The 25376-nt window shown below is 71.1% G+C and carries 26 protein-coding genes, 1 tRNA gene and 1 pseudogene; 17 read left to right on the forward strand and 11 right to left on the reverse strand.

Annotation, left to right across the window (positions count from 1 at the left end; translation table 11 throughout):
- Positions 1-38: 38 nt before the first annotated feature.
- The gene (locus tag AB0F38_RS06130; protein ID WP_361887373.1) at positions 39-2309 is read right to left on the reverse strand and encodes a TOMM precursor leader peptide-binding protein; all 2271 of its coding nucleotides are present in this window, start codon (positions 2307-2309) and stop codon (positions 39-41) included.
- Complete coding sequence (locus tag AB0F38_RS06135) at positions 2306-2662, reverse strand: hypothetical protein (RefSeq protein WP_361887375.1); 357 nt, start codon at positions 2660-2662, stop codon at positions 2306-2308. The genes AB0F38_RS06130 and AB0F38_RS06135 overlap by 4 nt, the downstream gene beginning before the upstream one ends.
- A 249-nt stretch (positions 2663-2911) precedes the next feature.
- Between AB0F38_RS06135 and AB0F38_RS06140 the strand changes: the two genes are divergently transcribed.
- From AB0F38_RS06140 to AB0F38_RS06170, 7 genes are all read left to right on the forward strand, one after another.
- Positions 2912-3706, forward strand: coding sequence for an AfsR/SARP family transcriptional regulator (locus AB0F38_RS06140; protein ID WP_361887378.1), 795 nt, complete (start codon positions 2912-2914; stop codon positions 3704-3706).
- A gap of 99 nt (positions 3707-3805) precedes the next feature.
- Positions 3806-5395: an acyl-CoA carboxylase subunit beta gene (locus tag AB0F38_RS06145; RefSeq protein ID WP_361887380.1), complete on the forward strand. Its 1590-nt coding sequence runs from the start codon at positions 3806-3808 to the stop codon at positions 5393-5395.
- 267 nt (positions 5396-5662) lie between these two features.
- Positions 5663-6928: a beta-ketoacyl-[acyl-carrier-protein] synthase family protein gene (locus AB0F38_RS06150; protein WP_361887383.1), complete on the forward strand. Its 1266-nt coding sequence runs from the start codon at positions 5663-5665 to the stop codon at positions 6926-6928.
- Positions 6925-8136, forward strand: coding sequence for a ketosynthase chain-length factor (locus AB0F38_RS06155; protein ID WP_361887385.1), 1212 nt, complete (start codon positions 6925-6927; stop codon positions 8134-8136). The genes AB0F38_RS06150 and AB0F38_RS06155 overlap by 4 nt, the downstream gene beginning before the upstream one ends.
- Positions 8137-8236: 100 nt before the next feature.
- Positions 8237-8506, forward strand: a complete 270-nt coding sequence (locus AB0F38_RS06160; protein ID WP_361887388.1) for an acyl carrier protein — start codon at positions 8237-8239, stop codon at positions 8504-8506.
- A 118-nt stretch (positions 8507-8624) separates the two neighbouring features.
- Positions 8625-10400: an acyltransferase domain-containing protein gene (locus AB0F38_RS06165; protein ID WP_361887391.1), complete on the forward strand. Its 1776-nt coding sequence runs from the start codon at positions 8625-8627 to the stop codon at positions 10398-10400.
- Entirely contained in the window at positions 10397-10627 is a 231-nt protein-coding gene (locus AB0F38_RS06170) for a DUF6059 family protein (RefSeq protein ID WP_361887394.1), read from the forward strand. The genes AB0F38_RS06165 and AB0F38_RS06170 overlap by 4 nt, the downstream gene beginning before the upstream one ends.
- A gap of 76 nt (positions 10628-10703) precedes the next feature.
- Here the strand turns inward: AB0F38_RS06170 and AB0F38_RS06175 are convergent, their stop codons facing one another.
- On the reverse strand, positions 10704-11663 hold the full coding sequence (locus AB0F38_RS06175) for a chlorophyllase (RefSeq protein WP_361887397.1): 960 nt from the start codon (positions 11661-11663) through the stop codon (positions 10704-10706).
- 300 nt (positions 11664-11963) lie between these two features.
- Between AB0F38_RS06175 and AB0F38_RS06180 the strand changes: the two genes are divergently transcribed.
- On the forward strand, positions 11964-12626 hold the full coding sequence (locus tag AB0F38_RS06180; RefSeq protein ID WP_361887926.1) for an SUMF1/EgtB/PvdO family nonheme iron enzyme: 663 nt from the start codon (positions 11964-11966) through the stop codon (positions 12624-12626).
- Positions 12627-12672: 46 nt separating this feature from the next.
- Here the strand turns inward: AB0F38_RS06180 and AB0F38_RS06185 are convergent, their stop codons facing one another.
- Complete coding sequence (locus tag AB0F38_RS06185) at positions 12673-13296, reverse strand: hypothetical protein (protein ID WP_361887400.1); 624 nt, start codon at positions 13294-13296, stop codon at positions 12673-12675.
- Positions 13297-13453: 157 nt separating this feature from the next.
- Here AB0F38_RS06185 and AB0F38_RS06190 point away from each other — a divergent pair.
- The 3 genes and pseudogenes from AB0F38_RS06190 to AB0F38_RS06200 all read left to right on the forward strand — a co-directional run.
- Positions 13454-13579: pseudogene (locus tag AB0F38_RS06190) on the forward strand (HNH endonuclease); the annotation flags it as partial.
- Positions 13580-13846: 267 nt separating this feature from the next.
- Complete coding sequence (locus tag AB0F38_RS06195; protein WP_361887928.1) at positions 13847-14164, forward strand: type II toxin-antitoxin system RelE/ParE family toxin; 318 nt, start codon at positions 13847-13849, stop codon at positions 14162-14164.
- Positions 14161-14478 carry a helix-turn-helix transcriptional regulator gene (locus AB0F38_RS06200; protein ID WP_361887403.1) on the forward strand — a complete coding sequence of 106 codons (318 nt, stop codon included), beginning with the start codon at positions 14161-14163 and terminating at the stop codon, positions 14476-14478. The genes AB0F38_RS06195 and AB0F38_RS06200 overlap by 4 nt, the downstream gene beginning before the upstream one ends.
- A gap of 96 nt (positions 14479-14574) precedes the next feature.
- On the opposite strand, the gene AB0F38_RS06205 is transcribed toward AB0F38_RS06200, so the two are convergent.
- The 4 genes from AB0F38_RS06205 to AB0F38_RS06220 all read right to left on the reverse strand — a co-directional run bounded on the left by AB0F38_RS06205 (position 14575) and on the right by AB0F38_RS06220 (position 16357).
- Positions 14575-14733 (reverse strand): hypothetical protein, encoded by a 159-nt coding sequence (locus tag AB0F38_RS06205; protein WP_361887406.1) that lies wholly within the window; start codon positions 14731-14733, stop codon positions 14575-14577.
- Between the two features lie 64 nt (positions 14734-14797).
- Positions 14798-15133, reverse strand: a complete 336-nt coding sequence (locus AB0F38_RS06210) for a hypothetical protein (RefSeq protein WP_361887409.1) — start codon at positions 15131-15133, stop codon at positions 14798-14800.
- A 151-nt stretch (positions 15134-15284) separates the two neighbouring features.
- The gene (locus tag AB0F38_RS06215) at positions 15285-15488 is read right to left on the reverse strand and encodes a DUF397 domain-containing protein (RefSeq protein ID WP_361887412.1); all 204 of its coding nucleotides are present in this window, start codon (positions 15486-15488) and stop codon (positions 15285-15287) included.
- Positions 15485-16357, reverse strand: a complete 873-nt coding sequence (locus AB0F38_RS06220; protein WP_361887415.1) for a helix-turn-helix transcriptional regulator — start codon at positions 16355-16357, stop codon at positions 15485-15487. The genes AB0F38_RS06215 and AB0F38_RS06220 overlap by 4 nt, the downstream gene beginning before the upstream one ends.
- A gap of 189 nt (positions 16358-16546) precedes the next feature.
- On the opposite strand from AB0F38_RS06220, the gene AB0F38_RS06225 reads away from it, so the two are divergent.
- Together AB0F38_RS06225 and AB0F38_RS06230 are read left to right on the forward strand one after the other, a co-directional pair.
- Positions 16547-17218: an ATP-binding protein gene (locus AB0F38_RS06225; protein WP_361887417.1), complete on the forward strand. Its 672-nt coding sequence runs from the start codon at positions 16547-16549 to the stop codon at positions 17216-17218.
- 250 nt (positions 17219-17468) lie between these two features.
- Positions 17469-17843, forward strand: a complete 375-nt coding sequence (locus tag AB0F38_RS06230) for a type II toxin-antitoxin system VapC family toxin (protein ID WP_361887420.1) — start codon at positions 17469-17471, stop codon at positions 17841-17843.
- A 246-nt stretch (positions 17844-18089) separates the two neighbouring features.
- Here the strand turns inward: AB0F38_RS06230 and AB0F38_RS06235 are convergent, their stop codons facing one another.
- From AB0F38_RS06235 to AB0F38_RS06245, 3 genes are all read right to left on the reverse strand, one after another.
- Positions 18090-19700, reverse strand: a complete 1611-nt coding sequence (locus AB0F38_RS06235) for an MDR family MFS transporter (RefSeq protein WP_361887423.1) — start codon at positions 19698-19700, stop codon at positions 18090-18092.
- Positions 19701-19762: 62 nt separating this feature from the next.
- Positions 19763-20368 carry a TetR family transcriptional regulator gene (locus AB0F38_RS06240; RefSeq protein ID WP_361887426.1) on the reverse strand — a complete coding sequence of 202 codons (606 nt, stop codon included), beginning with the start codon at positions 20366-20368 and terminating at the stop codon, positions 19763-19765.
- A gap of 301 nt (positions 20369-20669) precedes the next feature.
- Positions 20670-20741: transfer RNA gene (locus tag AB0F38_RS06245), tRNA-Arg, on the reverse strand.
- A 230-nt stretch (positions 20742-20971) separates the two neighbouring features.
- Here AB0F38_RS06245 and AB0F38_RS06250 point away from each other — a divergent pair.
- The 4 genes from AB0F38_RS06250 to AB0F38_RS06265 all read left to right on the forward strand — a co-directional run bounded on the left by AB0F38_RS06250 (position 20972) and on the right by AB0F38_RS06265 (position 25372).
- Entirely contained in the window at positions 20972-21406 is a 435-nt protein-coding gene (locus tag AB0F38_RS06250) for a response regulator (RefSeq protein WP_361887429.1), read from the forward strand.
- Between the two features lie 88 nt (positions 21407-21494).
- Positions 21495-22556, forward strand: coding sequence for an ArgS-related anticodon-binding protein NrtL (gene nrtL, locus AB0F38_RS06255; protein WP_361887432.1), 1062 nt, complete (start codon positions 21495-21497; stop codon positions 22554-22556).
- Between the two features lie 19 nt (positions 22557-22575).
- Positions 22576-23967, forward strand: a complete 1392-nt coding sequence (gene lysA, locus AB0F38_RS06260) for a diaminopimelate decarboxylase (RefSeq protein ID WP_361887435.1) — start codon at positions 22576-22578, stop codon at positions 23965-23967.
- A 94-nt stretch (positions 23968-24061) separates the two neighbouring features.
- On the forward strand, positions 24062-25372 hold the full coding sequence (locus AB0F38_RS06265; protein WP_361887438.1) for a homoserine dehydrogenase: 1311 nt from the start codon (positions 24062-24064) through the stop codon (positions 25370-25372).
- The last annotated feature ends 4 nt before the right edge of the window (positions 25373-25376 follow it).

Here is a 25376-nt window from a genome sequence, read left to right on the forward strand (position 1 = left end):
GTCAGCGGTCAGCCACTGGTTGCGGACGCCGACTGGATTCAGACGAAGAGTGGCACCGGGTTGATTTCTTCGTACCGGATAGGGTGTGCGTGACGTCCCAGCCGCACCGGCACGTCGAAGAGCCGGCCGGGGGCGAATCTGGCCCAGAAGTGCCGCATTCCCGGAACGATCACTTTCACTACGGGAAGTCCCACGTCGGGGCGGGTCTGGTCGAGGACGAGCAACTCCATTCCATGCGCACGTACCAGCGAGTCGGCCGATTCGACGTCCTCGCGCAGATCGCCCCGGGCCGTATACGAATAGCTCCCCGGGGTACGCGAGCTTTCGGCTGGATCTGGACACAGGTATGGCTGGTTATCCACCGTCCCGGCGCGCCACCAATGCGCGAGGCCGGGATCCGCGGATCGGAGTTCGGGCGAGTCCTCCTCGGGGGGCAACAGTTGAGCCATTTCCGTCACCGCCCGGCGCAGCGCCAGCCGCGGGTCGAAGTGCGCACCGAATCCGAAGGAGATGCCCTGGGCGCCCCCGCCGGTGCGCCGGGACAGCGCGGCCATGACGGGAATGCCGAAGTCCGCGGTGAGATCGAGCACCCACAGGTCGCGGTGCAGCCGGGTGTAGGCCTCCCGGGTCCGCGCCAGCCACGGTTCGTCGAACGCGTCCAGGTCGACCGCGGGCTGGCGGGTGCGGTTGTACCACCACAGGGCGACGGCGTCCCGTTCCACCACCTCCAGGAAGCCCTGGACGACGGCGTCCTCCGGGCTGCTGCCCGCCGCGTTGCCGTTGGAGTCGGCCCAGGGCGCGGCGGGCACGCCGCCCGGCCCGGCGCCGAAGTACAGCATGGAGGTGGGGAGCAGCCGGTGCTCGCCCGCGGTGAGGGACCACACGGGGGTCCAGTCGGCCGGCGCCTGCGGGTCGAACGGCGGGGGAACCTGCTGGAAGAGGGAGTTCCGGGCGTTCCACCCGTCCCGCTCACGGAACTGCCGGTCGGCGAACAGCTGGCAGGCGTTGGGGTGCAGGGCGGCCGGGCCCAGGCCCGCGAGCGTGTCACGGACGGTGGGCTCGTCCCCCTGGCGCGTTCCGCAGTAGCGTTCGAGCGCCTCGCACAGCGCGCCCACCTCGGCCTCCTGCGGTGTGGTTCCCTTGCCCCCGCTCTGGCCCCGCAGCCCGCCGCGCAGCGCGGCCAGCGAACGGCTGTCGCCCAGAGCCATGTTGCGCCCGGCCACGTACCGGTTCAGGCCCTCGGGGGAGCCGGGCGCGGGACGCAGCTCCGAGACGATCCCGGTGACCGGATCGGCCAGGTGCCGGTAGCGCTCCAGGACCGTGGCGGCGCTGCCGGTCCGGTGGTTGCCGCCCACCGTGTGCGTCTTGGGGCTGGAGCGCGGGACGAAGGGGCGGCGCACCCGCTCCGCGACGAGACCGGGATCCCCGCACGTCGTGCACTGCGGGCGCCACTGCACCGGATGCTGACGGGTGCGAAGGGTACGGGAGTCCAGCGTGCACACGGCCCGCTGCCCCTCGTACCGCAGGCCCGCCACCCACTTCGACGTCTCCAGCACCGCGGTGTGCAGCCCCATGGCCCGTACGGTCGTGAGCGAGGCCTCGGGGACCGGTACCGTGCCCGCCAGGCCGAGGGCGTGCATGACCGGGGCCAGGGAGGCCCGGTGTCCGCGCAGCCGGTGCGCCAGACACTCCCAGCAGGCGCCCCCGGCGTCCCCGAACACCGGCCCCACCCAGGTCTCCGCGCCCCACGGCTTGGCCAGCAGCCAGGGCCTGCCCGCCGCACGGTGGCGGGCGCCGGTCTCCGCCAGGCCCGGATCGAGATAGTCGTCGCACAGGACGAGGGAGAGCGCCGCCGGGTCCCCGGGACCCGCCGTCAGCCGCAGACCGGCGGCCTCGCACTCCGCGCGGGCGGCGGCGGCGTCGACCCGCCCCAGCACGACCAGCTCCACCTCCGTCGTCAGCAACGACGCCGTGGCGTCCTGGCCGTTGAGGCCGGCGCCCTCCCAGTAGGCCTCCGTCGGGGCGTCCGCCGCCGGGTCGTGATAGCCGATCAGGTCGGCCCTGGCCAGTTCGGCGATCATCCGGGCCGCCGTGGAAGGGGACAGCGACCGTGCCGCCTCCTCCAGCACACCGGTCAGGGTCCGTGTGCCGTCCAGCAGGGCCGCCAGCTCCTGGACCTCACGGCCCTGCAGCGCGGTCGTCCCCCGCTCGGACAGCAGGTAGACGGCATCGCCTTCGATCGCCTCGACCCGCAGATGTCTCTTGAATCCCACCGGCAGCTCGCTGCCCGTCCCCCTGGCAGCGATCACGCACGGACCGCCCGTACCTCTTCCCCGGGCAGCGGCGTCATGCCGCTGTAGCAGCCGTAGAGCGTGGTGGTACCGGGACGGTCCAGCTCGTCGATCACGAGGCCGCCGGCGGCACCGTTGTCACCGTGGGCGCCCGCGAACAGGTCCCCGTACACCGGTTCGGTCGCCGCGAGGCCGAATTCGGCGAGCACCGAGACCGGGTCGCTCGTGTAGCGCTGGGCCAGCTCGGGCTCCAGACCGGCCCGGGCGGTCAGCAGGGCGAACCGGTGGTCGCGGGACACCGGGGCGGCGACGGCGCCGGTTGCCAGGTGGGCGAGCGGTGTGCGGGCGGCTGTGTGCGTGGAGACGGTCATGGGGTTTCCCTCCCGGGTCGGTAGGTACGAGTTCGAGTTCGTTGCACCGAGTGCCAGGATTCTGCGACGTGCCGCGGCGCCGAGCCCAGTGCCGGGCTCACCACTGGGGCATGACATTTTCACGTGCGCGCTCATGAGCACCTCACTGGGACTCGAACGCCGCCGGTGCGAGGCTCGCCCAAGACTCCAGAGCCTGTGCCGACCCGGTGTCGGGCCGGCCTCACAGCGCATGAAGGGGAGGGCGCCATTATGGAGATCAAAGTCCTGGGACCACTGACGGCCCGTGAGAACGGGGTGTCCGTCGTGCCCACCGCGGCCAAGCCGCGCCAGATCCTGTCCCTGCTCGCCCTGCACTCCGACCGGGTCGTGACCGTGGCGACCCTGATGGAGGAGATCTGGGGCGAGGACATTCCGCGCAGCGCGGCCACCACGCTACAGACCTACATCCTGCAGCTCCGCCGCAAGATCGCGGCGGCCCTCGACGGCGACCCGACCCGTCAGGCCAAGGACGTCCTCATCACCCAGCACGGCGGCTACCTGCTCCAGGTGCAGCCGGGCCAGGTCGACGCCCATGAGTTCACCCAGCTCACCGCTTCGGGCAGGGCCGCGCACGAGGCGGGCGACTACCTCGCGGCCTCCGATCTGCTGGGCCGCTCCCTGAAGATGTGGCAGGGCTCCGCACTCGTCGACGTACGCATCGGCACCGTGCTGGAGCTCGAGGTGCTCCGCATGGAGGAGGACCGGATGGCGGCCCTGGAGCGGCGTATCGACGCCGACCTCATCCTCGGCCGGCACACCGGGATCGTGCCGGAACTGCGGGTCCTGGTCGCCAGGCACCCCATGCACGAGAACTTCTGCGCCCAGCTGATGACCGCACTGCACCGCTCGGGCGGCGCCTGGCGGGCCCTGGAGGCGTACCAGCGTCTGCGGGGGACGCTCGTCGACGAGCTGGGTCTGGAACCCTCGGCCCGGCTCCAGCGGCTCCACCAGGCCGTACTCTCCGCCGACCCGGCACTGGACCTGCAGGTCCCGGCCTCCGGCTGACCCCGGCGCACCGTCGGCACCGTCCTCGGGCGCCCGCCGGGGTACGTGCCGCGGCACGTTCTCCAGTACGTCTCTAGCCGCCGTTCCTACGTTCGGCCGATGACGATCCTCGACGACCTCACGGTCACCCAGGCCGCCCCCGACCTCCGACGCGCTGCCGCGGAACTGCGACGGCTCAAGGAGGAGGTGAGCCGCGGACCCGATCCGGCGGCCACCCGGCGCCAGCACGACAAGAACAAGCTCACCGCGCACGAGCGGCTGGAACTCCTCTTCGACGAGGGGACGTTCACGGAGATCGAGCCGCTGCGCAGACACCGGGCGTCCGGCTTCGGCCTGGAGGAACGCAAGCCGCACGGCGACGGTGTCGTGATCGGCTGGGGTCTGGTCCACGGCCGGACGGTGTTTGCCTACGCGCACGACTTCCGGGTCTTCGCCGGAGCGCTCGGCGAGGCGCACGCCGAGAAGGTGCACAAGGTGATGGACCTGGCGGCGGACGCCGGCGCCCCGCTGGTCAGCCTCAACGACGGGGCGGGCGCCCGCATCCAGGAAGGCGTCACCGCGCTCGCGGGGTACGGCGGGATCTTCCGCCGCAACGTCGCTGCCTCGGGAGTCATCCCGCAGATCAGCGTGATGCTGGGCCCGTGCGCGGGCGGCGCCGCGTACTCCCCGGCCCTCACGGACTACGTCTTCATGGTCCGGGACACGGCGCAGATGTTCATCACCGGGCCCGACGTCGTGCAGGCGGTGACCGGCGAGAAGATCACCCACAACGGCCTGGGCGGCGCCGACGTCCACGCCACCACCTCCGGCGTCTGCCACTTCGCCTACGACGACGAGGCGGAGTGCCTGGAGGACGTGCGGTTCCTCATCGCGCTGCTGCCCTCCAACAACCGGGAGATGCCGCCCTCGGTGCCCTGCGACGACCCGGCGGACCGGCTCACCGACGGCCTCGCGGACCTGGTGCCGGCCGACCCGGGGCGCAGCTACGACATCCGCTCGGTGATCGAGGAGATCGTCGACGACGGGGAGACCTTCGAGGTCCACGAGGCGTGGGCGCCCAACATCGTGTGCGCGCTGGCCCGTCTCGACGGCCACCCGGTGGGCATCGTGGCCAACCAGCCGGCCGCCCTCGCCGGCGTGCTGGACATCCACGCCAGCGAGAAGGCCGCGCGCTTCGTCTCCACGTGCGACTCCTTCAACATCCCGCTCGTCACCCTCGTCGACGTCCCCGGCTTCCTGCCCGGCGTCGACCAGGAGCACAACGGCATCATCAGGCACGGGGCCAAACTCCTGTACGCGTACTGCAACGCGACCGTGCCCCGGATCTCCCTCGTCCTGCGCAAGGCGTACGGCGGTGCCTACATCGTCATGGACTCCCGCTCCATCGGGGCCGACCTGGCGTTCGCCTGGCCCACCAACGAGATCGCCGTGATGGGGGCCGAGGGCGCCGCCAACGTCATCTTCCGCCGCGAGATCGCCGCCTCCGACGACCCGGAAGCGGTGCGTGCCCGGCGCATCGACGAGTACCGGACCGAGCTGATGCACCCCTACTACGCGGCCGAACGCGGGCTCGTCGACGACGTCGTCGAGCCCGCCGAGACCCGCCGCATCCTGATCCGCTCCCTGGCCATGCTGCGTGCCAAACGTGCCGAAGTGCCGTCGCGTAAGCACGGAAATGTCCCTACGTAACGGGGCGAAAAGGCAGGTCCACGCGTACACGAGTCCGGGTCTAGGGCGCGGACGTTCCATAGCTGCACCGGAAGCGGCGGCTCGTTACGAGCGTGCGGCCGACCGGTCCGGCCGGCCGGAGGGGTTCACACCCCGGACACCCTCCGGCCGCCGATACCGACTCACGACCCAGCAGTGACACGGACGAAGGGATCGACAGTGACCCCCACTATGCCGGCCGGCAGGTGCGCCCAGCCGCACCCGGCCCCGTCGAAGGCCAGGTAGACCATGCGCAGAGTCGCCATCACCGGCCTGGGCGTCGTGGCCCCCGGTGGGGTCGGTGTCAAGGAGTACTGGAACCTGCTCACGGCGGGACGCACCGCCACCCGCAGGATCTCCTTCTACGACCCCTCACCGTTCCGTTCGCAGGTCGCCGCCGAGTGCGACTTCGACGCCCTGGCCGCCGGCCTCTCCCACCAGGAGATCCGCCGCCTCGACCGGGCCGCCCAGTTCGCGGTGGTCTCCACCCGGGAGGCCCTGGCCGACAGCGGCCTCGACCTCTCCGCCCTCGATCCCGGCAGGATCGGCACGGCCGTGGGCAGCGCGGTCGGCTGCACCACCAGCCTGGAGCGCGAGTACGCGGTCGTCAGCGACGGCGGCCGCAAGTGGAACGTGGACCACGAATACGCCGTACCCGAGCTGTACCGGCACTTCGTACCCAGCTCCATCGCCGCCGAAGTCGGCCTGGCGGCAGGCGCGGAAGGACCCGCGGCGGTCGTCTCCACCGGATGCACCTCCGGTCTCGACTCGCTGGGCCACGCCGTGGAGCTCATCCGCGAAGGCACCACCGACATCATGATCGCCGGTGCGACCGAGGCCCCCATCTCGCCCATCACCTCGGCCTGCTTCGACGCCATCCACGCCACCACCCCCCGCAACGACACCCCGGAGAGCGCCTGCCGGCCCTTCGACCGGACCCGCAGCGGACTCGTCCTCGGCGAGGGCGCGGCCATCCTGGTCCTGGAGGAGCTGGAGAGCGCCCGGCGGCGCGGCGCCCACATCTACGCCGAGATCGCCGGCTTCGCCTCCCGCTGCAACGCGTACCACATGACCGGTCTCAAGCCGGAGGGCCTCGAAATGGCGGAGGCCATCGACGTCGCCCTGGCCGAGGCCCGCCTCGCACCGGACACCGTCGACTACATCAACGCCCACGGCTCCGGCACCAAGATGAACGACCGCCACGAGACCGGCGCCTTCAAGCGCAGCCTCGGGGACCACGCGTACCGCACGCCGATCAGCTCCATCAAGTCGATGATCGGGCACTCCTTGGGCGCCATCGGCTCCCTGGAGATCGCCGCCTGCGCCCTCGCGATGGAGCACGGCCTCCTGCCGCCCACCGCGAACCTCCACGAGCCCGACCCCGAGCTCGACCTCGACTACATCCCGCTGGTCGCCCGCGAGAAGAAGACCGACGTGGTCCTCAGCGTGGGCAGCGGTTTCGGCGGATTCCAGAGCGCCATGGTGCTGGCCCGCCCGGAGAGGAGCACCTCATGACCACCGCAGTGGTGACCGGCCTGGGCATCACCGCCCCCAACGGCCTGGGAACCGAGGACTACTGGAAGGCCACGCTGGCCGGCGAGTCCGGTCTCGGGCCCGTCACCCGCTTCGACGCCGGCCAGTACCCCTCCCGGATCGCCGGGGAGGTCGCCGACTACGTCGCCGAGGACCACATCCCCAGCCGGCTGATGCCGCAGACCGACCACATGACGCGCCTCGCGCTGACCGCGGCCGACTGGGCACTGGCCGACGCGGGGATCGACACCACCGACATGCCCGAGTACGGCATCGGCGTGGTCACCGCGGCGTCCGGCGGCGCCGTCGAGTTCGGCCAGCGGGAACTGCAGAACCTCTGGAGCAAGGGCAAGGAGTACGTCAGCGCCTACCAGTCCTTCGCCTGGTTCTACGCCGTCAACACCGGCCAGATCTCCATCCGGCACAAGCTGCGCGGCCCCAGCGGCGTCCTGCTCACCGAACAGGCCGGCGGCATCGACTCCCTCGGCCACGCCCGCCGCCACATCCGCAAGGGCTTCCCGGCCGTCATCTCCGGCGGCGTCGACGCGGCCATCTGCCCCTGGGGCTGGGTCCCGCAGATCGCCTCCGGACTGATGAGCACCGTCGACGACCCGGCCCGCGCCTACCTGCCCTTCTCCGAGGACGCGGGCGGGTACGTACCGGGCGAGGGAGGCGCGATCCTGCTCGTCGAGGACGCCGAGTCGGCCCGCACCCGCTCGGCCGCCACGGTCTACGGCGAGATCGCCGGATACGCGGCCACCCTCGACCCGGCCCCCGGCACCGGCCGCCCGCCCGGCCTGCGCAGGGCCGCCGAGAACGCCCTCGCCGACGCCGGGATCACCGCCGGGGACATCGACGTCGTCTTCGCCGACGCCGCCGGCGTACCCGACCTGGACAGGGCGGAGGCACAGACGCTCACCGCCCTGTTCGGCGCGCACGGGGTCCCCGTCACCGCGCCCAAGACGATGACGGGCCGCCTGCTGGCCGGCGGCGCCGCCCTCGACGTGGCCACCGCGCTGCTCGCCCTGCGCGACGGCGTCATCCCGCCCACCGCCAACGTCGGCGCGGCGGCTCCCCGTCACACCATCGACCTGGTCACCGAGGCACGCGAGGCGAACCTGCGCCACGCGCTCGTCCTCGCCCGGGGCCACGGCGGCTTCAACGCGGCACTCGTCGTACGCCGCGGCTGACCCCACGCATCCCACAGCCCCCACGTACCACCGGCACCACGAGCGGCACCCGCACCACCGCCACACCCCATATACGCCCAACCGAGAGGACGGCACCGACATGAGCACCACGACCGCCACAGTGACCCTGGCCGACCTGACCCGCATGCTGCGCGAGAGCGCCGGCGAGGAGGAGGGCGTCGACCTCGACGGCGACGTCATCGACACCCCGTTCATGGAGCTCGGCTACGACTCCCTCGCCCTGCTCCAGGTCATCGGGCAGATCCAGCGTGAGTACGGCATCCAGATCCCCGACGACGCCGTCGTCGACGCGGAGACCCCGGGTGCCCTCCTCACCCTCATCAACTCCGGCCGGGCCACAGCGGCCTGAACCGGGCCCCGCACGGCCGCCCCGCTCCCCGCCCCCGGGGGCGGGGCGGCCGTCACCGACCCTCAGCACACCGACCGACACCGATGAGGGCCCGAGCCGCGGCCCACGAGGAGGAACCATGTCGCTCACGCAACGGAGTGCGGTGGTCCGCCGGCTGATCGTCAGCCCCGGCTCCGCGCCGCAGCACCGCACCGCACCGGCCGCGGCCTCGGCCGCCGCCGTATCGGCCGTACTGCGCGCCTTCGGCCGCCCTCCCGAGGACCTGCCCGCCCGGACCGTCGTGCTCCTCGGTGCGGCAGCCATCGACGGTATCGGGCCCGAGCACGAAGGCTTCACCGTCCGCACCGCGGCCACGCCGGGCCGCGCCCTGCGCCGGGCCCACCGCGAACTCCACGAAGGAACCGCCGACCTCGCCCTGGTCGCGGGCTTCGGCGAACCCGACCCCTGGACCATCACCGTGTACGCCGTCAAGCGGGCCGCCGAAGCCGTGGCGGACGGCGACGCGGTCCTCGGCGTACTCGACGTCACCACCCCCTCGGGCGAGGACACCGCACCCCCGCTGCGCCCCCTGCGCGGAGCACCGCGCGGCACCGATCCCGACCGGCACCGGCTGATCTGCTGGTCGGGGCAGGACGCGGACGACGAGATGCGCGTACGCGACGAACTCCTGCCGATGCTCAGCGGCGTACACCGGGAGGTCTTCCCCGCCCTGCCGGCCACCGTTCCCTGCGGCACGGCCCCCGGCCCGATCCGCGGCGCGGCCGTCACCGTCTCCGCGCTCGCGGCCCCGGCCGTGCACAAGGCCCGCACCACCGACGCCTCACGCCCCCGCTCCGTGGCCCTGCTCTTCCCGGGGCAGGGCTCCCAGCACGCGGGGATGGCGGCCGGTCTCTACCGCCGCGAACCCGTCTTCACCGCCGCAGTCGACGCGGCCCTCTCCCACATGGGCGAGGAGGGTCCCCGCATCCGCGCCGACTGGCTCGACCCGGCGCGGGCCGCCATCGGCATCGACGACGTACGGCGCGCCCAGCCCCTCCTGTTCGCCATCGACTACGCACTCGGCTGCCTCGTCCTGAGCTGGGGCGTCCGCCCGACCGCCCTGCTCGGCCACAGCGCCGGCGAACTCGTCGCCGCCACCTTCGCCGGGGTCGTGTCACTGCGCGACGCGGTCGCGATGGTGCGGGCCCGGGTCAGGGAGGCCGTGAAGATCCCGGCGGGCGGCATGCTCGCCGTCGCCGCGAGCGAGGAGCAGGTGCTCCCGTACCTGACCGACGACGTCGCCGTCGCGGCCGTCAACGCCAACCAGCAGGTGATGCTGGCCGGTTCGAAGGGCCCGCTCACCGGGGTCGCCGCCCGGCTCAAGGCGGACGGACACACGGTGGTGACGGTCCCCGCCACCAGCCCCTTCCACTCGCCGGCCATGGCCCCCGCCTCCGACGCGGTGGAGGTCGCCTACCGCGAGATCCCCCTGCGCGAGCCGAAGACGCCCCTCTACTCCGGCTACACCGGCGCCCTGATGAGCCCCGAGGAAGCCCGCAGCCCCCGCTTCTGGGCCCGCCAGATCACCGACACCGTCTACTTCCGCAACGCCCTGGACGAACTCCTGGCCGCCGACGACGTCCTGCTGGTGGAAGTGGGCCCCCGCCAGACGCTCACCGCGTTCGCCCGCCGGCACCGCTCGGTCCGCCTGGGCGCCGGTGCGGTCACCCCGCTCCTGCCCGCACGGGCAGGGACCCCCGAGGCCGACCGCCGGTCGGTGCTCACGGCCGCGGCCCGTATCTGGACCGAGGGCCATGACCTGGACCTGAACGCGGTGGCCCGGCTGTGGACCTGGAGCGAGGAGGAGCAGGCCGGAGCGGACCCCCGCGTCCCCGCCCAGGCGCAGCTCGCATGAGACACGTGAGGCGGGCCCTGCACGAGATACGCATGTCCCTGAGCGCGGCGGGCTGGATCTGGCTCGGCCTCTCCGTCACCGGCCCGCCCCCGCCGACGGCGGCTCCGCCCCTGACCGGTCCGCCGGAGGGACATCCGGAACGGCTCCGCCCGGACGTACCCCTGACGCCCGGGGAGAGGGCGCTCCAGCGGCAGCTCACGGCACGGTCCGGCGCACGGGGGGATTAGGGGCTCTCGTGTGGATCACGCCGGGCTCGCGGGGTCCGGACCGATGCGGACGAAAGACCCTCACGCGCCGGCCCGTCTACTTGGACTCGACACGTCCGAGCGGCTGGGGGCCGGCCGCCAGCGCGTCCTGTGCCTCCTGCCAGGCGGGGTCCCCGGGACAGAGCTCGGTACGGAGGTAGGCCCAGGTGAGCCGCTGGACCGCGGCCACACGTGCCGGGCTCTCGTCCGTGGTCTCGGCCACGTCGTAGCCGGAGACCCCGCCGAGCCCGTGCTCCGCGCCGAACAGGGTGAGCAGGGACTTGCGGCCGGGGGAGAGGACGTACGGATCGGTGTGCCAGCCCGGGCCCACGACCGTCAGGTGTGCGGACGCGTCCCTGTCGCCCGCGACCACCAGCGCGGGCGTCGTCATCCTGGAGAAGTCCGTGGTCAGGAAGAAGGGGAAGTTCTTCGCCGCGGACTCGCTGAGGGCGTCGCCGCCCCGGCCGGGGGCCGTGAGCAGCACACCCGCCTTGATCCGGGGCTCGGCCAGGTCCACTTCCGTTCCGTCCTCCGGATCGGTGAGCCGGGCGCCCAGCAGCAGGCTCGCGGTGTGCCCGCCCATCGAGTGCCCCGCCACGGCGACCCTGCTCCGGTCCAGGCGCCCGAGGAGCTGCGGGACGGCGGCCTCGACGAGGTCGAGCCCGTCGAGAACGCGGGTCATGTCCTCGGCCCGTGACCGCCAGAACAGAGGTGCGCCGGGAGTGGCGGGATCCAGGCTCAGTGTCCGGGAGCTCAGGTGGGTGGGCTGGATGACGACGAAGCCGTGCGCCGCCCAGAAGTGGGCGAGGGGTGCGTAGCCGTTCAGCGAGGAGAGGTGGTTCGAGTAGCCCTGGCCGTGCGACAGGAGGATGACCGGCAGGTCCCTCCCGGTCACGGGCGCGGACACCCGCATCTCCAGGTCCACGGCCCGGCCGGGAGCCGGCAGGACGACCGGAGCGACCGAGAGGACCGGAGCGGGCGAACAGAGGAGCCCGGCCGTGTCGATGGATTCGTTCATGGTGCGTATGTCCCTTCAACGACCTTTGCTGCCGCGCCCGTCTGGTCGGCGGCCGACAGTGGACCGCTTCCCGAGAGAAGTGGAACCTTGTTCCGGTAAACATACGGAGCGACGTTCCGTTTTGTCAACGGGTGCCCGAGGGGGGTCACGGCGCCCCTGTGCCGCGCCGCCGCATCGGCCGGATTCCGCCAGTGGCCCATGGCCTCGGCCGTATCGTGGGCGCACGGGCGGCCGGATGGCCGCCCCGGACGGAGAGGCCCCCGCGTGCACCCGCTCACCGATGACCAGATCGCCGCCTCGATGGTCCGGATCCCGGGCGGCATGGTGAACCTGCGCGACGACCGCCGCGGCACCCGCTGGCAGACGGAGATCGAGCCCTTCCTGCTCGGCCGGCACCCCGTCACGGTCGGACTCCACCGCACGGTCACGGGGTTGGACCCCGCCCCCACCGCGAGCGGCGCCTCCCCCCTCACGAACATCAGCTGGCTCGACGCCGTCGACCTGTGCAACCGCATCTCGGCCTCGGCCGGCCTGGGGCCCGCCTACTCCCGCGACGGACGGACCGGCGAGGTGGTCTGGGACCGGACGGCCGACGGCTACCGCCTGCCGACCGAGGCCGAATGGCAGTACGCCTGCAAGGCGGGGACCACCGGATACCGGTACGGGGAGATCGACGCCATCGCCTGGTACGACGGCAACTCCGGAGGCCGGGCCCACGACGTCGGCGCCAAGGCGCCCAACGCCTGGGGGCTGCACGACATGCTGGGCAACGTCTGGGAGTGGTGCTGGGACGTCTACGACGAGGAGGTGTACGGCTCCTACCGCATCTTCCGAGGCGGCGGGTGGGCCGAGTCGGAGCGAGGCTGCGGCGCCACCGTACGCCGCCGGAGCCACCCCACGTTCGCCATCGACGACCTGGGCCTCCGGCTGGCCCGGGGCCCGCTCGGGCCGGCGGCGGGCTGAGACGGCGGACTGAGACGACCGGCCGGGCCCGCCCTCCGCCGTCACGTCAGTCGGAAGGCCCCATCAGCGCGGACGCCGCCAGGAAGTAGCCGACGACGAGGGCCGTGTGCAGGACCACGACAGCCCACGGATGCGCGTGCCACCACGGCAGCCGGACACCGGGGAACGCCCTCCGCAGCTCCTTGGGCGACGAGGCCGCGGAGTCGGTGACCGGTATGCCCCGCAGCCGTCGCGCGAGCCGCTCCGTGTCGGCCCGCTGCCAGGGCCGCATGTCGAGCACGAAGGGCCGGGCCACCTCCGAGGTGATGACCATGCGCCCCGGCGTCGGGGTGAGGGGACCGGCACCGAAGGTGACGGGGTGCAGGCCGGTCAGGAACTCCACCGGTACGCGGTAGACGGAGACCCCGAACGCGTTGTCGACGCGGAGTTCGTCCTCGACCACCGCGATCCGGGCCAGGGAGGAACGCAACGCCGTCATGACGAGGACCACCACCACGGGCAGCACGATCAGCACGAGGCTCGGGACCAGCCATTCGATGCCGAACTCGCCGATCATCAGGACCCCCAGCGAGCAGAGAGCCGGAACACCGACCACCCCGTAGAGCGCCAGCCGCTTGCGGTAGATCGCGTTGTCCGGCCGCACGACCACGCGCGCGCTTGCTCCCGCCATGACATCCCCCTCGGACCGCCCGACCGACCGCGCCATCATGACGCCGATCCGCACCTGGCGACAGAGGGTCCGGCGAAGACGTACGGGGCGGTAGTCGGGCCCGGAGAGAGACTGGTGACGTGCATGGCCTCGGAGAGACCCTGATAGGTCCCCACCCGTGGTCCAGCAGCCTGCCAGCTCCTGCCATGGGCACAGTGTTGGTACGCCTCACGACCGGCCTGGTGTGTTGTCTAACCTTCTGTGCCTCTGCCCCAACCACCATGTCGAATTCGACAGGCTCGCCATCTACATCAACGAGGACTGGGCGGACAGGCGAAACTCGACCGGTGCTGTCGACTACCAGCTGAATCTGCACGCCGACCACGTCATTGAGCAGGAGCGTCTTCGGTATCACCGCGGGCTGTGCGGACGCCTCCAGCCGCAGCGGAAGTCGCTGCGGCTGCTCAACGAGGCAGAGGCGTCATGGCCAGTGATCGCGCACGCCCCGAATTCCGTCACCCGGAGCTACGGACCTAGGGACCCGTCTCCGCACCGATTACCTCTCTCACCCATCGGCGGTCTCGACGGTCAGACGCATGCCCGGGTGGTACAGGCGCTGGATGCGTTGGCAGAGGGAGGCCCGGGACTGGGACGCCCGCTGGTGGATACCATCCATGGCTCGTCGATGGCGAACCTGAAGGAGTTACGTCCTGGCACCGTGCGGATCCTGTTCGCCTTCGACCCGTGGCGCTGCAGCATTCTGCTGGTTGCGGGAGACAAGGCGGGCCGATGGAATGAGTGGTACCGGGAAGCGATTCCCTTGGCCGAGCGGCGTTACGAGACGTACGTGAAGGAACGAGCTCAGGAAGAAGAAGGAGGACAACCGTGAGCGGGTACACGCGCTGGCATGACATCCGCGCCGAGCATGTTGCGCGCGCCGGCGGCGAGGAGGCCGTGCGCGCGGGCAAGGAGGAGCTTCTTGCCGAAGTCACCGGGCGTCGCCTGGCGGAGCTGCGGCGGGCAAGAGGTCTCACGCAGCAGCAGGTGGCCGACCGGATGGGCATCACCAAGGGACGGGTGTCGCAGATCGAGCGCGGCAATGTCTCCGGGCAGGATGTTCTTGCCCGTTTCGCGGCCGCTCTGGGCGGGCGTCTGCATCAGGCGATCTACTTTGATGACGGAGACATCTCAGCCATCGCCTGACAACGGTAAACCTCCACCCCGCCCATCCTAGGGATTCCCCGGGTGAGGAGCCGCGACTGGCCGTAGGCGACGGTCGTGACATGCCCCTCACGGCTACTACGGGGCCTTGCTCGCGGGTGCTGGTGGGGGCGTCACGGACGGTTCGATGGTCGACCGGACGTAGATCCGCGTGGTGCCGGGTGTGAACTCGTGGGCGAAGAGGTCGACGCAGCGTTGGAGGTACTTGCCCTCCGAGGTCGCGAGGCGTCCGGGCACAGGCTGATCGTTCGCAAGCCCTGGACGAACGTCTCCGGTTCGGGCAGTCCGAGGTGGCCGAACGCTACCGCAGGACGGTAGTCCTTCTCCTCAGGATAAAAATTCTGATCATCTCGGTGCCGTCCTCGATGAGCCGGCCGGTATACGTCTCCGCATCGTCGGCCGGGAGGACGAAGGACAGCAGACCGGTGTCGTAGCGCTCCCCGACCTTGTATCCCGCCCGACGGTCCGATGCCGTGGCCGGAATGCGGATGCCCAGCGCCCGGATTCGTCCGGCGCGGGCAGGGGTTCCTGGTTCGGGGCGGATCCGCCCGGCCCCGGTCGTGTTGAGCCTCATCTGCGTGGAGTGCCGCTCCTGGGCATCAGCCTTGAGTGCTGCCCAGTCGTCGTCGAACGTCATGAGTCCCCGGCTCTGATCGATGCCAACGCGTCACCCTGACAACGAGGTCGTGACCCGATCACCCGGATATCGCCGCTGTTCCGTTCGAGCAGAGGTACCTATGGGTGGTCCCGGAAGCGTCCGGGATCACCCATAGGTGACGGGTCCGGGATCAGACCAACTCGCTGACGAACGCGCGCCAGGCGTCGTGGCCGAAGGCGAGGACGGGGCCGGTGGGACGCTTGCTGTCGCGTACGGGGACGAGGTGGGGGAGGTTGTGGGCCACCTCGACGCACTCGCCCTGCCCCCCGCTGTAACTGCTGCTGTGCCAAGTGGTGTTGGCGAGGTCGGGCAGTGTGCGGCGTTCCTGACTCATGGTCCGTACTCCTTGGCGATGCGTCGGATCAGGCTGAGTGAGTCCGTCGGCGGCAACGCTGAGGTGCGGGCGTCGTCGAAGAGGTCGCGGTATCGCGAGACTTCGGATTCCCGCTCCATCCAGATGTTGCCAGTTGGAGTCTCAGTCAGTACGAGATCGAGCGCTGACACCCGCGGAAAGCTCAACAGTAGGTACGGACCGAACATACCCGGATGCGCGCCGCGGGAGAACGGCAGGACCTGGACGGTGACGTTGGATCGTTCGGCAAGAGTGGCCAGGTGATTCAGCTGGTCATGCATCACGGTCCGACCGCCGACCTGCTGGTGCAGGACGCCTTCTGCGAGGACCGCCCAGAGTTCCGGCGGATCGTCACCCGTCAGACGCTCCTGTCTGGCCAGCCGAACTTGTACGAACTGGTCGATCTCCTCGGCCGTCTGCCATGCCCGAGAAGCGACCGTTACCGCCCTCCCGTACTCGGGAGTCTGGAGCAGTCCAGGGATCAGCTGAACCTGGAACGTCTTGATGCTGTCGCAGATCGTCTCCATCTCGATGTAGTCGCGGTAGGTGTCTGCGAGCACCGAACCGTACTGATGCCACCAGCCCTCACGTCGACGCCTGTTGGCAGTGCGAGCAAGTGACGCGAGGCGCTCGCGTGCGTCCGGATCGGCAACCTTGTAGGCGTGTATCAAGGCGATCAGATCGGGTGTGCGAACAGGTACGTGCCCATTCTCGATACGGCTGATCTTGCCCTTCGTGCAGTCGAGGACCTCGGCCGCCTCTGCTGTGGACAACCTCGCTTGCTCGCGGAAGCGACGTAGTTCGTCGCCGAGTTGACGCCCGAGCACGGTGGATGGCTTTACGGATGGCATGCGCCATTCCCTACCAGTCGGCGGGGCTTCGTGTCCTCGGAACGCACTAAGGGGTGAATTGCGCGACAGCAATCCATTCAACGTTGCGCCAGTATCAAGTGTCCATGCACTCTGTGATGGCTGATCTACCGAACGTCACCCGCGTTCTGGTGCTCGCGACGCCACAACCGCAGACCTTCAAGGAGCGTCATGGCAGAGCCTTCCGATGTCCACGAAATCAACTTTCGGCTGGTCCGTAGTCGCAGCAGCGCCCCCAGAGCGCGAGCCGTGCTTCGGGCCAGACTCGGTGAGTGGCGGGTGGGGCAGGCGGTCGCCGAGACAGGCGAGTTGGTGCTGTCCGAGCTCGTGACCAACGCGCTTCGGGCCCCCGCGCCCGGCGACCGGATGGTGGGCGTACGCATCGAGTGCCAGGAGCGAGGCGGGCTGCTGCGGCTGGAGGTGAGAGACGCGGGGGAGGGGCGCCCGGTGGTGCGAATGCCCGGTGCGCTGGACACGGCCGGGCGTGGGTTGCTGCTCGTGGAGGCCCTGGCCCACCGCTGGGGTGTGGACGAGCGGCAGGCCGATATCGGGAAGACGGTGTGGGCGGAGCTGTTGGCCCCCGGCATCGTCCCTGCGTCCAGGGAGGCCGAGGTCGCGGCGGTGACCGTCCGGGCCGGCCAGAGCGTACGGGTGGGAGGGGCCTGGCGAACGGTCCGCAGCATGCGGAGCGAGCGGTACGCCTCAGGGGGACTCTTCGTCGTCATCGGCCTGGACGAGGGCCCCGCCCTGCGGCTGCAAGCAGGAGAAGCGGTGACGGTACGGACCGGGGGAGCGGGTGCGTCCCGCGCCATGGAGGGGGCGGGTCCGGTGAGCTCGTCGTGAGGTGGCTGTGGAAGAGGCTTCGCCCGCGCCGTGTGGAAGCTGCCGGGCCCAGGTTCTCCGGCACGTCGAAGCAGATGGCCGGCGGCCGACCGTTCGTGATCAGCACGTCCGGAGAGTCGGTACCGGAGGTGCCCGCCCGGAGGAGGCCGGTGTGCCGTCAGGGCCGTGGCTCGCTCCGAGGACACATTCGCATCCCCGCCACCTTCGACGACCCGCGCGCAAGCATCGCCGAAGCGTTCGGGGTGCGGTGATGGCGTACCTGCTCGATACCCGCGTCGTGCTGTGGTGGATGGCCGACGCTCCGCACCTGTCCGACCGGATCAAGGACCTGATCGACACCGAAGACGCCGTACACATCAGCGCGGTGTCTCCGTGGGAGATCACGGTCAAGCAGTTCCTCGGTGAGTTCGAGGGTCCGGGCGACCTGGCCGAACAGGTGCGTGACCTGCCCTTCACCAGCGTGCCGGTCACTGCCGCCCATGGAGTACGGGCGGGCCGGCTGCCGATGCTGCACACCGATCCCTTCGACCGGATACTCGTCGCGCAGGCGCAGGCCGAGCAGCTGGTCCTGGTCACCCGGAACACCTGGATCCCCCGGTACGACGTACCGGTCGTGCGGGTCTGACCCGAAGCGGTCCGACCGGCCGGCAGGGAAGCACCTGCAGCAGGGCGGGCCCCGGGCTCCGCCACGTCCGGACCCGGCGGGGCGGGGAAGCCCGGGCCGCACGCCGTCCCGCGATGCGGTAGCCGTACCGGACCCTCGGGTCCGGGGGAGGGGAGGTGGCCGGTCATGGATACCCGCCAGGTCCACCGGGCAGGCCTGTTCACCGCGCGCGCGGTGAACAGGCCTGCCCGGACGGGCGGTTCAAGGTCAGTGCGTGGAAGCGGCCGGGGTCTTGGCCGCCGCTGCCGCGGCGTTCTCCTCCGCGAGCCGTTCCATGCCGCTCTGCGTCCTGAGCGGCTTCTCCTTGATGAACAGCACCGCGATCAGGGCCAGGAACGCGAACGGGGCCCCGATCAGGAAGACGTCGGCCGTCGCGACGCCGTAAGCCTGCTCGACCACCTCCCGGACCGGCTCGGGAAGAGTGGTGAGGTCCGGCACGCTGTGACCGGCGCCCCCGCCGCCCGTCGATCCGGGAAGACCCTTCTCCATCTCGCTCGCCACCCGGTGGCCGAGCACGGCGCCCAGGGCGCTGGTCCCGATCGCGCCGCCGAGACTGCGGAAGAACGACAGGACCGACGTCGCCGCCCCCAGTTCCGACGCGGGCACGTCGTTCTGCGCGGCCAGCACCAGGTTCTGCATCAGCATGCCGACGCCGACCCCGAACACCAGCATGTAGACGCTGAGGACCCCGAACGAGGAGTCCGCGCTGATCGTGGACAGCAGGCACATGCCCGCCGTCATGGTGATGCCGCCCGCGATCAGGAAGCCCTTCCACCTGCCCCGGGCGGAGATGATCTGCCCGGCGATGGTGGTGGAGAGCATCAGGCCGAGAATCATCGGCAGGCTCATCAGGCCGGCGACGGTCGGCGACTTGCCCAGCGAGGTCTGGAAGTACTGGGAGAGGAAGACGGTGCCGCCGAACATGGCCACGCCGACCAGCAGACTCGCCACCGTCGTCAGGGCCACCGTGCGGTTGCGGAAGATGTCCAGCGGGATCATCGGCTCGTCGACCCTGGCCTCGACCAGGACCGCGGCGACCAGGAGGACCACACCGGCGCCGACCAGGGCGGCGGTCTGCCACGACAGCCAGTCGAACTGGTTGCCCGCGAGGGTCACCCACAGCAGCAGTGCGCTGACCCCGGTCATGATGAGGACGGCACCCACGTAGTCGATCTTCACTTCCCTGCGGACCGTGGGCAGCCTCAGCGTCAGCTGGAGCAGCACGATCGCCAGCAGGGCGAACGGTACGCCGATGAAGAAGCACCAGCGCCAGCCCAGCCAGGAGGTGTCCACGAGGACACCGCCGATGAGGGGCCCGGCGACGGTGCCGACGGCGAATACGGCGCCGAAGATGCCGGAGTAGCGGCCGAGTTCACGCGGCGGGATGATCGCCGCCATCACGACCTGGGCCAGGGCGGTGAGACCGCCCGCGCCGATGCCCTGGACCACCCGGCTCACGATGAGTACGCCGACGTCGTCGGAGAAGCCGGCGACGAGCGAGCCCACGACGAACATCGCGAGCGAGAGCTGGATCAGCAGCTTCTTGTCGTAGAGGTCGGACAGCTTGCCCCAGATCGGGACGGTCGCCGTCATCGCCAGCAGCTCGGAGGTGACGACCCAGGTGTAGGCCGACTGGCTGCCGTTCAGGTCGGCGATGATCCGGGGAAGGGCGTTGGCGACGACGGTGGAGGCCAGGATGGCCACGAACATGCCGGCCATGAGGCCCGACATGGCCTGGAGTATCTGGCGGCGCGTCATGGGTGGGGCCGCTTCGAACGCGCCGGGGGGACCGGCTTCGGGTGTGACGGCGGCGGACATCGGCTGACGTTCCTCATTCTCTGGTGAAGGTGAAGGAGCCCCGACGGGGCCTCGGACGTGCGTCAGTCGCTCAGGCCCGCGGCCAGCGAGGCGAACGCCTCGCGGTAGATGCTCTGGAAGGTGCGGGTACGGCCGGAGGCCACCCAGAGCTCCACGGCGGCGCGGACGGCGGCGTTCGACACGTGGGCGAGGAGCCGGGGGGAGAGGTCGGAATCGGGATCCTTGCCCAGGCGCTCGGCCAGGACGGCCACCAGCGCGCGTTCGTCCGCGCACCGGGCGGCCACGAATCCGCTCAACAGCGACGGGCTCTTGCGGAGCGCGGCCGTCTGCAGCTCCCAGCGTTCGTGGTCCTGCTCGATGCCGGCGAGCTCCTGCCCGATCGCCTCACGCAGGGCGATCAGCGCCGAGAGCTCCTGCGGCGCGTTCAGCACCGCCTGTCGCGCCCGCTCGGCACTGCCCTGGTCGGGCCGGGTGATCGCGTCCTCCAGACACGAGAAGTAGTTGAAGAAGGTGCGCACGGAGACGCCGACCTCCTCCGTGACCGCTTCCACGGTCACGCTCTCCATCCCGTGCTCCGCGGCGATGCGCAGCGTGACGTCCGCGAGGGCGTCACGGGTCGCACGCTTCTTGCGTTCACGCAGCCCGAGGGGCACGTCGTCGGCGCTCATGGAGATGCATGCTATGCAATTTTGCACAGCACGCAAAATGTCTGATGGGATCCGGCGGCGGCTCCTCCGGTCACGGCGCGGCACCCGCGCGTCCGTGAGGGCGGCACCACCCCGTCGTCCGTGCGGGCCCGACGACGGCTGAGCAGATCACCGCGTGATCGGTGATGAAGCACGGGCCTGCCGCGCACTCCCGCGCAGCGGCACACAACGACGAAGGGCCGGACCCAGTGAGACTGGGTCCGGCCCTTCGTGCTTGGCGCTTCGACTGGTCAGCGGATTGATCACGCTGTCCGGACTGAAGTGCCCCCGGCAGGATTCGAACCTGCGCACCCGGCTCCGGAGGCCGATGCTCTATCCCCTGAGCTACGGGGGCGTTGTCACCGCGCTTGGCGGCGACGAGTGAAACCCTACCAGCTCCGACGGGGTGTCCGGGAACGGGTATTCACGCGTCGGCGCCCCCGGTCCGGGGGCGCTCGCGCGGCCTCCGCCGCACCAGCGGGAAACCGGGCGCCGAGCCGGTTTTGGTGGTCCCCGGCCGGTGCTCCGAGGACGGAAGTGGGCAACAGCCGGACGCGGCGCCCGGGGCCCACCTACCCTCGAAGGGTGCCAGGGGCGTACGGCCGTGTGCTTGTTGTGGACGACAACAAGGTCATCCGGCAGCTGATCAAGGTCAATCTCGAGCTGGAGGGCTTCGAGGTCGTGACCGCGGCCGACGGTGCCGAGTGCCTGGATCTCGTGCATCAGGTCCGCCCGGACGTCATCACGCTCGACGTGGTGATGCCCCGGCTCGACGGGATCCAGACCGCGATCCGGCTCCGTGCCGATCCGCGCACCCGCCATCTGCCCGTCGCCGTCGTCAGCGCCTGCACGCCGTACGAGGCCGACTCCGGGGTGGCCGCAGGGGTCGACGCGTTCCTGGCGAAGCCCTTCGAGCCGAGCGAGCTGGTGCGGATCGTCCACCGGCTGATGCGCAGGGAGGGCCCGCCGCCGCTCGACGGCAGACACGGCGCCGGGAGGGCCGGGAGCGCGGCGGGGTGACCGATGCCACCCACCGCACGACCGGCGCGGTGACCGGATGGCGAAACAGGGTCGCGAAGTGCCCCCCTTCGTCCCATACGCTGATCCCGTGACCCCCGCAGACCTCTCCCGGACCGTGCTGCACGCTGTGCGCCGCGCGGTCGACGAGGACGCTCTGCGCGCGCCCGTCCCCGCGCGCGTGCGAGTGGAGCGGACACGGCCCGGCGGCAGCGGCGACTACGCCTGCGCCGTGGCACTGCAACTGGCGGGGCCCGCCGCGCTGCCGGCCCGCGAGGTCGCGCGCATCCTGCGCGACCGGGTGACGGCCGCCCCCGGGATCGAGCGGGTCGAGATCACCGGGCCCGGATTCCTGAACTTCACGCTCGACGCCTCCGCCGGCACCGCCGCCCGCGCCGCGCTCGTACGCGAGGTGCGGGAGCAGGGGCTCCGGTACGGACGGGTCACCACGGAGGCGGGGCGGCTCCACCGGCTCCACCACCGGCCCGAGGTCCGGGCCGCCGTCGTCACCCACACCGTGGCGCGCCTCCTGCGCACCCAGGGCGCCCAGGTGCTCACCGGCTGCACCGGGACCCCGGACCCCGACTGGGAGCGGCTGCGCGTCGTCGTCGGTCCTCGGCACGGGGACGAGGAGAGCCAGGAGCTGCGGCCCGTCCCCGCAGGAGCCACCGCCGGAGAGCTGCTCGGCCGGCTCGGGCCCGACGCCGCCCTGTGGGGACTGCTGCGGCCGGCCGGCCACGACCGCGCGCCGCTGGGTGACGACCTGCTCGTACAGGGGGAGGCCAATGCGCTCTTCCTCGTCCGCTACGCCCGCGCCCGCGCCCGCGCGCTCACCCGGGGCGCGGAGCAGCTCGGCCTCACCGGCGCCTACGAACAGGACGTGGAGGCGCCCGCGCTGCACACCGCGCTCGCCGACCACCCCGGCGTCCTCGCCGCGGCGGCCCGTCACCACGCCCCCGACCGGCTCGCCCGCCACCTCGAAACCGTCGCGCACGCCTTCTTCGACCTCCTCGAAGCCGCTCCGCCGCTCCCCGTCGGCGACGAGAAACCCTCGGCCGCCCACCGCTCCCGGCTGGCCCTCGCCGAAGCCGCCGGGACGGTGCTGGCAGGCGGCCTGTTCGTGCTCGGCGTCAGCGCGCCCCACCACCTCTGAGACCTGAGAGAACAGAACGATGAGCCGATCCGCACACCCCGCCGGGCCCCGTCACGCCGATGTCTATCCCGAGGGCCACTACAGCGCCCCGGCGACCGACCTGAACGTGCTGGACGAGAAGGTGTGGTCCCGTACCGTCTCCCGCGACGCGGACGGTGCGCTCACCGTCGGCGGGATCGGAGTCGCCCGGCTGGCCGAGGAGTTCGGCACCCCTGCCTACTTCCTCGACGAGAGCGACTTCCGGGCGCGCTGCCGCGCCTGGGCCGACGCCTTCGGGCAGGACGCCGACGTGTTCTACGCGGGGAAGGCCTTCCTGTCGCGCGCCGTCGTGCGCTGGCTCAAGGAGGAAGGGCTCAACCTCGACGTGTGCTCCGGCGGCGAGCTCACCACCGCACTGGACGCCGGGATGCCCGCGGAGCGCATCGCCTTCCACGGCAACAACAAGACGGTCTCCGAGATCGAGCGGGCCATCGACGCCGGCGTAGGGCGGATCGTGCTCGACTCCTTCCAGGAGATCGTCCGCGTCTCGCACATCGCCCAGCAGCGCGGCAAGCGCCAGCGGGTGCAGATCCGCGTCACCGTGGGCGTCGAGGCGCACACCCACGAGTTCATCGCGACCGCGCACGAGGACCAGAAGTTCGGCATCGGGCTCGCCGACGGTCAGGCCGCCGAGGCGGTCCGCAGGGCGCTCACCCTGGACGGTCTCGAACTCATCGGCATCCACTCCCACATCGGTTCGCAGATCTTCGACATGGCCGGCTTCGAGGTCTCCGCCCGGCGCGTGGTGCAGCTGCTGGCCGAGATCCGCGACGAGCACGGCATCGAGCTCCCCGAGATCGACCTCGGCGGCGGCCTCGGGATCGCGTACACCTCCGAGGACGACCCCCGCGAACCGCACGAGATCGCCAAGGCGCTCGGCGACATCGTGACCCGCGAGTGCGAGTCGGCCGGCCTGCGCACCCCGCGCATCTCCGTCGAGCCGGGCCGGGCCATCGTCGGCCCCACCGCGTTCACGCTGTACGAGGTCGGCACCATCAAGCCCCTGGAGGGCCTGCGTACGTACGTCAGCGTCGACGGCGGCATGTCGGACAACATCCGCACCGCCCTGTACGACGCCGAGTACAGCGTCGCCCTCGTCTCCCGCAGCTCCGACGCCGAGCCCATGCTCGTACGCGTCGTCGGCAAGCACTGCGAGAGCGGCGACATCGTGGTCAAGGACGCGTTCCTGCCGTCCGACCTGGCCCCCGGCGACCTGATCGCCGTGCCCGCCACCGGCGCGTACTGCCGCTCCATGGCGAGCAACTACAACCACGCCCTGCGCCCGCCCGTCGTCGCTGTGCGTGACGGACAGGCCGGGGTGATCGTCCGGCGCGAGACGGAGGAAGATCTCCTGCGTCTCGATGTCGGTTGATGAAATAGGGGTCTCAGGATCCGGACGGGTGGCAGAAACTCCCGTCCGGTGAGTGAGACTGGTCCACACACCAGAGTATGAGAAACGAGGTCGGATGATGCGTACGCGTCCGCTGAAGGTGGCGCTGCTGGGCTGTGGAGTGGTCGGCTCAGAGGTGGCGCGCATCATGACGACGCACGCCGACGACCTCGCCGCGCGTATCGGTGCGCCGGTCGAGCTCGCGGGCGTCGCCGTCCGCCGGCCCTCCAAGGTGCGGGAAGGCATCGACCCCGCACTGATCACCACCGACGCGACCGCCCTGGTCAAACGGGGTGACATCGACGTCGTCGTCGAGGTGATCGGGGGGATCGAGCCCGCCCGCACGCTCATCACGACCGCCTTCGAGCACGGCGCGAGCGTCGTCTCGGCCAATAAGGCGCTCCTCGCCGAGGACGGCTCCGCCCTCCACGCCGCCGCCGAGAAGTACGGCCGGGACCTCTACTACGAGGCGGCCGTGGCCGGTGCCATCCCGCTCGTACGCCCGCTGCGCGAGTCCCTCGCCGGGGACAAGGTCAACCGGGTGCTCGGCATCGTCAACGGCACGACCAACTTCATCCTCGACAAGATGGACTCGAGCGGAGCCGGGTACTCCGAGGCGCTCGACGAGGCCACCGCCCTCGGATACGCCGAGGCCGACCCGACCGCCGACGTCGAGGGCTTCGATGCCGCCGCCAAGGCCGCCATCCTCGCGGGGATCGCCTTCCACACCCGGGTGAGGATCGGTGAGGTGCACCGCGAGGGCATCACCGAGGTCACCGCGGCCGACATCGCCTCCGCCCGCCGCATGGGCTGCACCGTCAAGCTCCTCGCCATCTGCGAGCGGGCCGCCGACGGCAATTCCGTGACCGCCCGCGTGCACCCCGCGATGATCCCGCTCAGCCACCCGCTGGCCTCCGTCCGCGAGGCGTACAACGCGGTCTTCATCGAGGCCGAGGCGGCCGGGCAGCTGATGTTCTACGGCCCGGGCGCCGGCGGTGCCCCGACCGCGTCCGCCGTCCTCGGCGACCTGGTCGCCGTCTGCCGCAACAAGATCGGCGAGACCACCGGACCAGGTGAGTCCGCGTACACGCGTCTGCCGGTCAGCCCCATGGGCGAGGTCGTCACGCGGTACCACATCAGTCTCGACGTGGCCGACAAGCCTGGTGTGCTCGCCCAGGTCGCGACGGTCTTCGCCGAACAGGGCGTATCCATCGATACGGTCCGCCAGCAGAGTCGGCCGGACAGTCAGGAAACCGGCGGCGAGGCATCCCTCGTCGTCGTCACCCACCGCGCGCCCGACGCCGCCCTCTCCGGGACCGTCGAAGCGCTGCGCAGGCTGGACACCGTGCGCGGTGTCGCCAGCATCATGCGTGTTGAAGGGGAGTAAGGAC

The sequence above is a fragment of the Streptomyces sp. NPDC025273 genome (genome assembly GCF_040638585.1).
In the GTDB taxonomy this organism is placed as follows: Bacteria; Actinomycetota; Actinomycetes; order Streptomycetales; family Streptomycetaceae; genus Streptomyces; species Streptomyces cinereorectus.